Annotated in this window: 11 protein-coding genes; 5 read left to right on the forward strand and 6 right to left on the reverse strand. The window is 62.2% G+C overall.

The genetic code is table 11. The features are described from left to right. Nucleotides 1–19 precede the first annotated feature (19 nt). A complete protein-coding gene (locus AB8A50_RS23130) occupies nt 20–970 on the forward strand; it encodes an MBL fold metallo-hydrolase (RefSeq protein WP_184512912.1) in 951 nt (316 codons plus the stop codon). Between the two features lie 114 nt (nt 971–1084). After that, entirely contained in the window at nt 1085–2431 is a 1347-nt protein-coding gene (gene hmgA / locus AB8A50_RS23135) for a homogentisate 1,2-dioxygenase (RefSeq protein WP_439079019.1), read from the forward strand. Between the two features lie 27 nt (nt 2432–2458). Here hmgA and AB8A50_RS23140 read toward each other — a convergent pair whose 3' ends face one another. Beyond that, nucleotides 2459–2770, reverse strand: coding sequence for a DUF1272 domain-containing protein (locus AB8A50_RS23140; RefSeq protein ID WP_439079020.1), 312 nt, complete (start codon nt 2768–2770; stop codon nt 2459–2461). Nucleotides 2771–2922: 152 nt separating this feature from the next. Continuing rightward, a complete protein-coding gene (locus AB8A50_RS23145; RefSeq protein ID WP_089266744.1) occupies nt 2923–3399 on the reverse strand; it encodes an Lrp/AsnC family transcriptional regulator in 477 nt (158 codons plus the stop codon). Between the two features lie 133 nt (nt 3400–3532). Between AB8A50_RS23145 and hppD the strand changes: the two genes are divergently transcribed. After that, nucleotides 3533–4657 carry a 4-hydroxyphenylpyruvate dioxygenase gene (gene hppD, locus AB8A50_RS23150; protein WP_439079021.1) on the forward strand — a complete coding sequence of 375 codons (1125 nt, stop codon included), beginning with the start codon at nt 3533–3535 and terminating at the stop codon, nt 4655–4657. A 139-nt stretch (nt 4658–4796) separates the two neighbouring features. Here the strand turns inward: hppD and AB8A50_RS23155 are convergent, their stop codons facing one another. The 4 genes from AB8A50_RS23155 to AB8A50_RS23170 all read right to left on the reverse strand — a co-directional run bounded on the left by AB8A50_RS23155 (nt 4797) and on the right by AB8A50_RS23170 (nt 10003). Then, a complete protein-coding gene (locus AB8A50_RS23155) occupies nt 4797–5906 on the reverse strand; it encodes a CaiB/BaiF CoA transferase family protein (protein WP_439079022.1) in 1110 nt (369 codons plus the stop codon). Between the two features lie 293 nt (nt 5907–6199). Next, nucleotides 6200–7000, reverse strand: a complete 801-nt coding sequence (locus AB8A50_RS23160; protein ID WP_439065627.1) for an FAD binding domain-containing protein — start codon at nt 6998–7000, stop codon at nt 6200–6202. 74 nt (nt 7001–7074) lie between these two features. Then, nucleotides 7075–9429 (reverse strand): xanthine dehydrogenase family protein molybdopterin-binding subunit, encoded by a 2355-nt coding sequence (locus AB8A50_RS23165; RefSeq protein ID WP_439079023.1) that lies wholly within the window; start codon nt 9427–9429, stop codon nt 7075–7077. Nucleotides 9430–9517: 88 nt separating this feature from the next. After that, entirely contained in the window at nt 9518–10003 is a 486-nt protein-coding gene (locus AB8A50_RS23170) for a (2Fe-2S)-binding protein (protein WP_068737631.1), read from the reverse strand. A 380-nt stretch (nt 10004–10383) separates the two neighbouring features. On the opposite strand from AB8A50_RS23170, the gene AB8A50_RS23175 reads away from it, so the two are divergent. Next, on the forward strand, nt 10384–11055 hold the full coding sequence (locus AB8A50_RS23175; RefSeq protein ID WP_093758046.1) for a 3-oxoacid CoA-transferase subunit A: 672 nt from the start codon (nt 10384–10386) through the stop codon (nt 11053–11055). Next, the gene (locus AB8A50_RS23180; RefSeq protein ID WP_439079024.1) at nt 11052–11756 is read left to right on the forward strand and encodes a 3-oxoacid CoA-transferase subunit B; all 705 of its coding nucleotides are present in this window, start codon (nt 11052–11054) and stop codon (nt 11754–11756) included. Before AB8A50_RS23175 ends, AB8A50_RS23180 begins: the two co-directional genes overlap by 4 nt. The last annotated feature ends 129 nt before the right edge of the window (nt 11757–11885 follow it).

Below are 11885 nucleotides of genomic sequence, written 5' to 3' on the forward strand. Positions count from 1 at the left end.
GAATCAAAGGAAGAATTTGATGACCAAAGGTTTCGCATCCACGACCGACATGACCGAGAAGAAGGTCACCTTCTCGGAGATCGGTACCGATCTCTATGCCTTTACGGCCGAGGGCGATCCGAACTCGGCTGTCATTGTCGGCGATGACGGTTGCATCGTGTTCGACGCGCAGGCGACGCCGGCGATGGCCAACAAGGTCATCGAGCGCGTGCGGACGGTCACCGACAAGCCGATCAAATATGTCGTGCTGTCGCATTATCACGCGGTGCGCGTACTCGGGGCGTCCGCCTACAAGGCGCAGGGTGTCGTCGCGTCCCAAGAGACCTATCGGCTGGTGGAAGAGCGCGGCCAGCAGGACTGGGATTCAGAATTCGGTCGTTTTCCGCGCCTGTTCCAGGATGCCGAGAGCATTCCCGGCCTGACCTGGCCGACACTCACTTTCGAGGGCGAGATGTCGATCTTCCTCGGCAAGCGCGAGGTGCGGCTGATGCAGCTCGGCGCCGGTCATACGTCGGGCGATATCGTTGCCTGGGTGCCCGATGCCGAGGTGATGTTCTCAGGCGATTTGATCGAATATCATTCGGCCTGCTATTGCGGCGATGCGCTGCTGCGCGAATGGCCGTCGACGCTGAACGAGATTCGTGCGTTCAACCCGAAAGCGATTGCGCCGGGCCGCGGCGATGCATTGAAGGGGCTGGAAACGACCCGCGAGGCGATCGCGATGACGCGTGATTTCGTAATGTCGCTCTACGGCGCGGCGGAGCTGTCAGTCGCCAAGGGACGCAGCCTGAAGGAGACCATGGCGTCGACCCGCGAGGTCATGGACAAGAAGTTCTCGAGCTTTGCGATCTACGAGCACTGCCTGCCGTTCAATGTATCCCGCGCCTTCGATGAAGCGTCGGGGATCGATGACCCCGTGATCTGGACCGACAAGCGCGACCGCGAAATGTGGGCCGCGCTCCAAGGGTAACGTAGTAGATTCGTCATTGCGAGCGAAGCGAAGCAATCCAGAAGGTCACAAAGGAAGACTGGATTGCTTCGTCGCAAGCGCTCCTCGCAATGACGGTAGGAAAAGGAGGATGAGATGAACATCACCACCAATCCCGATCTGATCAGCCGCAACACCGTCAACGTCACGCCGGGCTATATGTCCGGCTTTGGCAACAGCTTCGAAACGGAGGCGCTGCCCGGCGCATTGCCCATCGGCCGCAACTCGCCGCAGCGTGCGGCCTATGGGCTCTATGCCGAACAGCTCTCCGGTTCGCCCTTCACCGCGCCCCGCGGCACCAATGAACGGTCCTGGCTGTATCGCATCCGCCCGTCGGTGAAACATTCGGGCCGCTTCGAGAAGACAGATAGCAAGTTGTGGCGCACCGCGCCGTGCCACGAGAACGATCTGCCGATCGCGCAATTGCGCTGGGATCCTGCGCCGATCCCGAAGGAGGACATGACCTTCCTGCAGGGCGTGCAGACCATGACAACAGCAGGCGACGCCGGCACCCAGGCCGGCATGGCAGCGCATGTCTATCTGATCACTAAATCCATGGTCGATCAGCATTTCTACAATGCCGACGGCGAGATGATGTTCGTGCTGCAGCAGGGCAAGCTGTTGTTCGTCACCGAATTCGGCCGCATCGACGCCGAGCCCGGCGAGATTGTGGTGATCCCACGCGGCGTCAAGTTTCGCGTCGAACTCATGGGTGGTGCTGCGCGCGGCTATCTCTGCGAGAATTATGGCGGCGCCTTCACGCTGCCCGAGCGCGGACCGATCGGCGCCAATTGTCTCGCCAATGCGCGCGACTTCCTCACGCCGGTGGCCGCCTATGAGGACAAGGACACGCCGACCGAGCTCTATGTGAAATGGGGCGGCACGCTGTTCAAGACGGTGCTGCCGCATTCGCCGATCGATGTGGTCGCGTGGCACGGCAACTATGCGCCGTATAAATACGATCTGCGCACTTTCTCGCCGGTCGGCGCCATCGGCTTCGATCATCCGGATCCGTCGATCTTCACAGTGCTGACCTCGCCCTCGGAAACCGCCGGCACCGCGAATATCGATTTCGTGATCTTTCCGGAGCGCTGGGCGGTGGCGGAAAACACGTTCCGGCCACCGTGGTATCACATGAACATCATGTCGGAATTCATGGGGCTTATCTACGGCGTCTATGATGCCAAGCCGCAGGGCTTCACACCGGGCGGAATCAGCCTGCACAACATGATGCTGCCGCATGGGCCAGACCGCGAGGCTTTCGATCACGCCAGCAATGGCGAGTTGAAGCCCGTGAAGCTCACCGGCACCATGGCCTTCATGTTCGAGACCCGCTACCCGCAGCGCGTTACGGAACACGCAGCCACGACGGCGACGCTGCAGAGCGACTACGCCGATTGCTGGAAGGGTCTGGAGAAGCGCTTCGATCCGAATAAGCGCTAGGTGCGCGAGGTCAGCGACCCCAAGGGATCAACGATCTCCAGGCGGAATGTCCTTGATGCGGGCCGAATGCGCGGTGATGTCTTCAAGGCTGTAGGACAGATGCACGCGCTTGTCAGACGGTGGCCGCTTGGCGACCGACAGGCCAGGCCGCCATTCGGTGGCCGGCCGGATCGGGCGCGGCGCGAAACCTCCACCGCAATTCGGGCAAACATTGAAGAGCTTGGTGTCCACGCAATCCGCACAGAATGTGCATTCAAAGGTACAGATGCGCGCATCGGGCGCTGCGGGCGGCAGGTCCTTGTCGCAATATTCGCAGTTCGGCCGCAGCGCCAGTGCCATCGTTCTCTCCCAATCGGTTCGTTGCGCCGATCTTGGCAGAACCGCGATGGTTCGTGAACTGTCAGGCGGCCTGACGCTGGAAGGCGGGTGCTACGACGCTGCGTCCGTGCGCGGGATGTTGAGCCGTCGCGCCCAGGCGATACCCTTTGCGCTCAGGCGAGGGCCGATTTCAGCGGCAGTTTCGATGTTTCCTTCAACCGGTCGAGCACGATCGACGAGCGCACATGCGCCACGCTCTGATGCGGCATCAGCACATTGTTGACGAGGTCGGACAGTCCCTTGAGATCGCGCAGCACGGCCTTGAGGACATAGTCGGCGTCGCCGGTCAACGAGTAAGCTTCCTGCACCTCGTCGACCCGCTGCACCAGCGTGCGGAACTTCTTGGCATTGTCCGGCGAGTGGGTGGCCAGTTGCACCTGGATGAAGGCGATCACGTTGAAGCCGAGCGCGTCCGACGATAGGTCGGCGTGATAGCCGGAGATCACCTTCTCCTCTTCGAGCCGCATCCGGCGCCGCGAGCATTGCGAGGCGGACAGGCCGACGGCATCGGCGAGCTGCTGGTTGGTCAGCCGGCCGTCATCCTGCAAGGCAGCCAGCATCTTGAGATCGAAGGCGTCTACCGGAATCATGCGTCAAAAGCCTCTTTCATGCGCGAACCATGCATGAATATCGCATATTCCATCCGAATTTGCATGCACCTTGCGTCGCAAACGACCGACACTCCAGGCAAGCGATAATGCAAATCAGCTTCGGGAGATCAACATGGGTCCGTTTCCGCACGACGCGCCGGCCGCCACTATCTCGGCACATAATCCGATGGGCACCGACGGCTTTGAATTCGTCGAATACGCGCATCCGAGGCCCGAAGAACTCCACGCGCTGTTCAGGCTGATGGGCTACGTGCCCGTCGCGAAGCACAAGACCAGGAAGATCACGGTCTATCGTCAGGGGGACATCAACTATCTCGTCAACGAAGAGCCCGGAACTCACGGCTTCAATTTCGTCACCGCGCACGGCCCGTGCGCGCCGTCGATGGCGTTCCGAGTCGTCGATGCGCAGGCGGCCTATGACCGCGCGATCTTGCTCGGTGCCGAGCCGGCGGATGCGTCGTCGGCGGAGAAGACGCTCGACGTGCCGGCCATCAAGGGCATCGGCGGCAGCCTATTGTACTTCGTCGATCGCTATGGCGCGAAGGGTTCGGCCTATGACCATGAATTCACATGGCTCGGCGCCAAGAACCCGCGCCCCGAAGGCGCCGGCCTGTTCTATCTCGATCACCTCACCCACAACGTCCATCGCGGCCGCATGGATGTCTGGACCGGCTTCTACGAGAAGCTGTTCAATTTTCGCCAGATCCGCTTCTTCGACATCGAGGGACGCGCCTCGGGCCTGTTCTCGCGCGCGCTGACCAGTCCGGACGGCAAGATCCGGATTCCGATCAACGAGGATGCCGGCGATGCCGGCCAGATCGAGGAATATCTCAATACGTATCACGGTGAGGGCATCCAGCACATCGCCTGCGGCGTGACCGATATCTACACGACCATCGAGAAGCTGCGCGCCGATGGCCTGCCCTTCATGCCGCCGCCGCCACAGACCTATTTCGAGAAGATCGATGCGCGGCTGCCGAAGCATGGCGAGGACGTGCCGCGCCTGCAGAAGAACGGCATCCTGATCGACGGTGAAGGCGTGGTCGCAGGCGGCGAGACCAAGGTGCTGCTGCAGATCTTCTCGGCCAATGCGATCGGACCCATTTTCTTCGAATTCATCCAGCGCAAGGGTGATGACGGATTCGGCGAGGGCAATTTCAAGGCGCTGTTCGAGTCGATCGAAGAAGATCAGATCAGGCGCGGCGTGCTGCACGTGGCGGACAAGACCGCGGCGTAGTCTTCTCCCTCCCCCAAGCAGCGCAGCTGCGCAGTGGGGAGGGTGGCCGGCCGAAGGTCTGTCGGGTGGGGGGACGCCACACTCTGGCCCGCGCCTGTGGCGCCCCCCTCCCTAACCCTCCCCCGCAAGGGGGAGGGAACTACAGCGATCCCCACTCCTTCACCGCATCACCCAGCTCCACCTTCACGGCCGGCCGTGCCGCCGATGGCGTGCGCGAGAACCGCGGTGCGGGTGCCGGCTGTGTCGCGCCCTCGTGCTGGATGAACACTTCGCGTGCCACCATATGCGGATGCTTGGTGGCTTCCGACATGGTCAGCACCGGTGCGAAGCACACATCGGTGCCTTCCATGATCTTTGACCACTCGTCGCGGCTCTTGGTCTTGAACACCGCGGTGAGCTTGTCCTTCACCGCGGCCCAATTCTTCGAGTCCATGTGATTGTCGTAGCAGGCCTCCGAAAGCCCGGCGAGTTCGCGCAGCTCGGCATAGAATTGCGGCTCGATGGAGCCGATCGAGATGAAGTTGCCGCAGCTGCATTCATAGACGCCGTAGAAATGCGCGCCGCCATCGAGCATGTTGCTCTCGCGACTTTCCTTCCAGCGGCCGGCAGCCGTCATGTCGAAGAACATGGTGATCAAGGATGCTGCGCCGTCGCACATGGCCGCGTCCACCACCTGCCCCTGGCCGGAGCGGCTGGCTTCCAGCATGGCCGCGAGCATGCCCATCACGAGATACATCGAGCCGCCGCCGAAATCGCCGACCAGATTCAATGGTGGCACGGGCTTGTCGGCGCCGCCGATCGCGGCGAGGGCCCCGGTGATGGAGATGTAATTGATGTCATGGCCGGCGGCCTGCGCCAGCGGGCCATGCTGGCCCCAACCGGTCATGCGGCCATAGACCAGTCTCTTGTTGCGGCCGAGGACGACATCCGGCCCGAGGCCGAGGCGTTCCATCACGCCGGGGCGATAGCCTTCCACCAGCGCATCGGCGCTATCCAGCAGCGACAGCACCTGTGCGATGGCGGCCTTGTCCTTGAGATCGACCTCGATGACCTTGCGGCCGCGTGATGCAGCGCCTTTCGGCATCTGCTTCGGGCGCACCAGCGTGATCACTTCCGCACCCATATCGGCGAGCAGCATGCAGGCGAACGGACCGGGGCCGATGCCCGCGAATTCGACGATGCGTGTGCCCTTGAGCGGGCCGGTGGCCTTGGTTTGTGATCGCGACGACGCGAGGGTGGTGTCCTGCACTTGTGTTTCCCATGCTTGATCTTGGCCGTCGATGGGACGGACCGATTTGCCGGAAACTGTCTATGCTGGCGGTGACAAGGGCAAGAAGCTTTTGGCCGCAATCCTGCATGCGGCCATGCTGCGGCACTGCACAAAAAATGCTGAAGCCAAAACTCGATGTCGTCCCCGCGAAAGCGGGGACCCATAACCACCGAGTTCGTGTTTTGCAAAGGCCTCTGCCGCCATTCCGCCACGACGGGATGGAGGCTATGGATCCCCGCCTTCGCGGGGATGACAATTGAGAGGTTCGAGTTTTACCCCGCCGCTTCCACCGCGCGCTGTGCCATCACCTTGATGAGATTGGCGCGATATTCCGCCGAGCCGTGGATGTCACCCATCAACCCATCCGCTGAAATCTTCACGCCATCCAGCGCTCCCGCCGACCAGTTCGCCTTCAGTGCCGCTTCGATCGCCGGCACGCGCATCACGCCGCTCTGCGATGCGCCGGTGGCTGCGACACGGACTTCGCCGGACTTTGTCTGGGCGACGAACACCGCGGTGAGTGCGAAACGCGACGCCGGGTGGCGCATCTTGGCGTAGCCGGCCTTGGCCGGAATGGGGAACGACACGGATGTGATGATCTCGTCCTCTTCCAGCGCGGTCGAGAACAGGCCCTGGAAGAAATCGTCGCCTTTGATCTCGCGCTTGTTGGTCTTGATCGTGGCATTCAGCGCCAGCACGGCCGCCGGATAGTCTGCGGCGGGGTCGTTGTTGGCAATGGAGCCGCCGATGGTGCCGCGATAGCGCACGGCGGGATCGCCGAGCACCGACGTCAGATGCACGATGGCGGGAATTGCCTTCTTGGCCGCGGGGCTCTGCGTGATGTCGTAATAGGTCGTCGCCGCCTTGATGATCAGCGCGTCGGATGTTGCCTCGATGCCGATCAAGTCCTTGATCTTCGCGAGGTCGATGACATCCGAGGGTGCCGCAAGACGCTGCTTCATCACGGGGATCAGCGTGTGGCCACCGGCGAGATATTTAGCTTCGGGATGCTTGGCGAACAGGGCCGCTGCTTCGTCGATGCTGGCGGGGCGGTGATAAGTGGTCTCGTACATCGTATTGCTTCCTTATCTTTTGGTCGTGTTTTCTTGACGCGAACCGGCTTCCACTTCGCTTGAAAACACTCCGCTTATTCCGCTGCCTGCTGCAATTGCAGCGCTTCCCAGACACGGCCGGGCGTCGCCGGCATCTCGATCTTGTTGTGGCCGAGCGCGTCCGTAATGGCGTTGATGACGGCGGGTGACGAACCGATCGCGCCGGCCTCGCCGCAGCCTTTCACGCCGAGCGGATTGCCCGGGCACAGCGTCGTGGTGTGTGAGACCCGGAACGACGGCACGTCGTCGGCGCGGGGCATGGCGTAATCCATGAACGACGCCGTCACCGGCTGGCCGTTGTCGTCATAGATAGCGCTTTCGAGCATCGCCTGGCCGATGCCCTGGGCGAGGCCGCCATGGACCTGGCCTTCGACGATCATCGGATTAATCAGCCGGCCGAAGTCATCGACCGCCACGAAGTCGACGATGTCGGTCTTGCCGGTGCCAGGGTCGATCTCGACTTCGCAGATGTAAGCGCCGGCCGGGAAGGTGAAGTTGGTGGGATCGTAGAACGCACCTTCCTTCAGGCCGGGCTCCATGCCGTCAGGCAGGTTGTGTGCGGTATAGGCGGCGAGTGCCACCATCGGCAGCGCGATCGCCTTGTCGGTGCCGGCGACCTTGAACTCGCCATTCTCGATGACGATGTCGCCTTCGGAGGCTTCGAGCAGATGCGCGGCGATCTTCTTCGCCTTGGCTTCCACTTTCTCCATCGCCTTGAAGATCGCGGACATGCCGACCGCCGCCGAGCGTGAGCCATAGGTGCCCATGCCGAACTGCACCTTGTCGGTGTCGCCGTGCACGATCTGCACCTGATCGACGGAAATGCCGAGCCGGTCTGCGACCAGTTGCGCGAAGGTCGTCTCGTGGCCTTGGCCGTGGCTGTGCGAGCCCGTCAGCACCTCGATGGTGCCGACCGGATTGACGCGAACTTCCGCGGATTCCCACAAGCCGACGCCGGCGCCGAGCGAGCCGACAGCCTTGGACGGCGCGATGCCGCAGGCCTCGATGTAGCAGGAGAAACCAAGGCCGCGCAGTTTGCCGGCGGCTTTCGCCTTGGCCTTCCGCGCCGGGAAGCCGGCATAATCGATCGCTTTCAGCGCCGCGTCGAGCGACGCGCCGAAGTCGCCGATGTCATAGGCCATGATGACGGGCGTCTGATGCGGAAACTGGGTGACGAAGTTGATGCGGCGCAGTTCGGCGGGATCGACCTTCAACTGCCGCGCCGATGTCTCCATCAGGCGCTCGACCAGATAGCTCGCCTCGGGGCGTCCGGCGCCGCGATAGGCATCGACCGGCGTGGTGTTGGTGTAGACGCCCATCACCTCGGCATAGATGGTCGGGATATTGTACTGGCCCGACAGCAGCGTGGCGTAGAGATAGGTCGGCACCGAGGACGAGAACAGCGACATATAGGCGCCGAAATTGGCGTGGGTCTTCACCCGCAGGCCCAGGATCCTGTTGTTGGCATCGAACGCCATCTCGGCATGCGACATGTGATCGCGGCCATGGGCATCGGTGAGAAACGCCTCGGTGCGGTCACCGGTCCATTTCACCGGGCGACGCACTTTCTTGGAGGCCCAGAGTGCGACCATTTCCTCGGGATAGATGAAGATCTTCGACCCGAATCCGCCGCCGACATCGGGGGCGATGACGCGCAGCTTGTGTTCCTGCGCGACATTGTAGAACGCCGACAGCACGAGCCGCGCTACATGCGGATTCTGCGATGTCGTATGGAGCGTGAAGTGCTCTTCTGCGTCGTCATATTCAGCGACGGCTGCGCGCGGCTCCATCGCGTTCGGCACCAGCCGGTTATTGGTCAGGTCCAGCGAGATGACATTGGCGGCCTTGCTGAAGGCGTCATTGGTCAGCTTCTCGTCGCCGATCGCCCAGTCATAGACCACATTGCCCGGCGCTTCCGGATGCAGTTGCGGTGCACCCGAGGCGAGTGCTGCGGTCATGCTGCTGACGGCAGGGAGTTCTTCATAAGTCACGACCACGGCCTCGGCCGCATCCTTCGCTTGATTCTTGGTCTCGGCGATCACCACGGCGACTGCCTGACCGACGAAGCGCACGGTGTCCGGCGCCATCGCCGGCCATGCGCCCATCTTCATGGGTGTGCCGTCCTTGGAGGACACCGCCCAGCCGCAGATCAGATTGCCGATCTTGTCGTCCACCAATTGCTGTGCTGTCAGCACATCGACCACGCCCGGCATATCCTTGGCGGCGGAGGCGTCAATGCCTTTGACCTTGGCATGGGCATGCGGGCTGCGGATGAAATGCGCGTGGGTGAGGCCGACGATCTTGACGTCGTCGACATAGCGGCCGCGGCCGGTGATGAAACGCTTGTCTTCCTTGCGCGCAACGCGTGCGCCGATGCCTTCAACGCCCATCTCATGGGTCTCCCTGCCGGAGTTTTTGATTGTCCGCGCTTTCCATCGAAAGGCGCGGTTGGCTCAGCTCAGATCAATGCGCCGCGGCTCATTCAGCCGCTTGCGCAACCTTCATGCGTCCGGCGGCGTCGAGTACCGATTTGACGATGTTGTGGTAGCCGGTGCAGCGGCAGATATTGCCTTCGAGCTCGTGGCGCACTGTCTCTTCATCGAGATCGCCCGCGTGGCGATTCACGATGTCGATCGCCGACATGATCATGCCCGGCGTGCAGTAGCCGCATTGCAGGCCGTGATTGTCGCGGAACGCCGCCTGCATCGGATGCAGCTGGTCGCCCTTGGCAATGCCTTCAATGGTGGTGACATTGGCGCCGTCGATCTGACCGACCAGCGTGGTGCAGGATTTCACCGCCTTGCCGTCGATATGGACGATGCAGGCGCCGCACTGGCTGGTATCGCAGCCCACATGGGTCCCGGTCAGGTTGAGATTTTCGCGGAGCAGGTGGACGAGAAGGGTTCTGTCTTCGACCGTGGCAGAGACAGATTTGCCATTGACCGTCAGTTTCACTGTGGACACGCAGACCTCCCGGTATTTTTTAATTATTCCAATTAGAAGCGCGGTCCAGAAAGTTTGCAACTGGGAATTTGGTGGGGTGGTTCTTCCCCTCTCCCCCAGCGCGGCGAAGCCGCGCGCCGCGGGAGAGGGTGGATCGGCCGCGCAAGCGGTCGAGACGGGAGAGGGTGCCAGGAGCACTGTGCGTTGCTGTTACCCCTCTCCCGCCTTCGCTTCGCTCAGGCACCCTCTCCCGCAAGGGGAGAGGGGAAGTAAGCAACGCGCGTATCCCTCCTGCAAATTTGTGCCTTCATATCCGCAGGCTGCAATGCTCTAGTCGCGGCGCAATAAATGCCGCAAGCGATTGCGGACAATAACAATTCCGCGACGAGGAGTTTTCGGGAGTGATCGACAAGCGCGTAGCCAGCGCGGCCGAGGCCGTGGCTGGGGTGAAGGACGGGGCAGTCGTCCTGGTGGCCGGGTTCGGTACTGTCGGCATTGCCGATGATCTGCTGGAGGCGTTGCACGAGCAGGGTGCGACCAATCTCACCATCGTCCACAACAATGCCGGCAATGGCGACACTGGTTTGGCCCGGCTGATCAATTCCGGCCGCGTCGCCAAGGTGATCTGTTCCTATCCGCGCTCCGGCGACTACAGCGCTTTCCTGAATGCCTATCGTGCCAAGACGCTGGAACTCGAACTGGTGCCGCAGGGCATCATCAGCGAACGCATGCATGCGCATGCCGCGGGACTTGGTGGCTTCTTCTCGCCTGTGACGGCGCATACCAAGCTCGCCGAGGGCAAGGAGACCCGCGAGATCGACGGTGTGCTGTATGTGTTCGAGAAGCCGCTGAAGGGCGACATTGCACTGCTGCGCGCCAAGAAGGCGGATCGCTGGGGCAACCTCGTCTATGACCAGTCGGCGCGTAACTTCAATCCGATCATGGCTATGGCTGCCGATCTCAGCGTCGTGCAGGTCAATGAAATGGTCGAACTCGGCAGTCTCGATCCGGAAGCGGTGGTGACACCGAGCATTTTCATCGATCGTGTGGTGGTAGTGGGAGCAAAGGCATGACGTCGTCTGATAAGACCGCAACATACAAGCCGCTCAATCGCGACCAGATGGCCTGGCGCGCCGCGCAGGACCTGCAGGAAGGCGCCTATGTCAATCTCGGCATCGGCATGCCGACGCGGGCGGCGAGCTATGTGCCCGATGGGCGCGAGGTGATCTTCCACAGCGAGAACGGCATTCTCGGTCTCGGTCCGAAGCCGGAGCCGGGCACGGAAGACGAGAACCTGATCGATGCCGGCAAGAACTACACGACTCTGATCAAGGGCGGCGTGTTCATGCACCACGCCGACGCGTTCCTGATGATCCGCGGCAAGCATCTCGATGTCAGCCTGCTCGGCGCCTTCGAAGTCTCCGAAGCCGGCGATCTCGCCAACTGGACTACGGAAGACCCGGCCTTCCCGCCCGGTGTCGGCGGCGCGATGGATCTCGCGGTCGGCGCCAAGGAAATCCGCGTGATCATGGATCATACCGACAAAGCCGGTAAGCCGCGCATTCTCAAGACGTGCCGGCTGCCGCTCACGGCACCGGGCTGCGTCAAGCGCATCTACACCAATCTGGCGGTCATTGACGTCACGGAGCAGGGCCTGTTCGTGCGCGAGATGGTCGAGGGCATGACGCTGGAACAGTTGCAGGCGCTCACCGAGCCTAAGCTGCAGCTCGCCAACAACTGGCAGTCGCTCACCCCGCCCGCAATGGCGGCGTAGTTGGCTCGTCATTCCGGGACAGGACGGACCGCGTAGCGGGCCGGCATGGGCCCGGAATCTTGAGCTGCTTTGCACAACATATCGAGATTCCGGGTTCGGTCCCGCCGCCTACGGCGTCGGCCCGCCCCG

The organism is Tardiphaga sp. 841_E9_N1_2 (genome assembly GCF_051811065.1).
GTDB lineage: Bacteria > Pseudomonadota > Alphaproteobacteria > Rhizobiales > Xanthobacteraceae > Tardiphaga > Tardiphaga robiniae.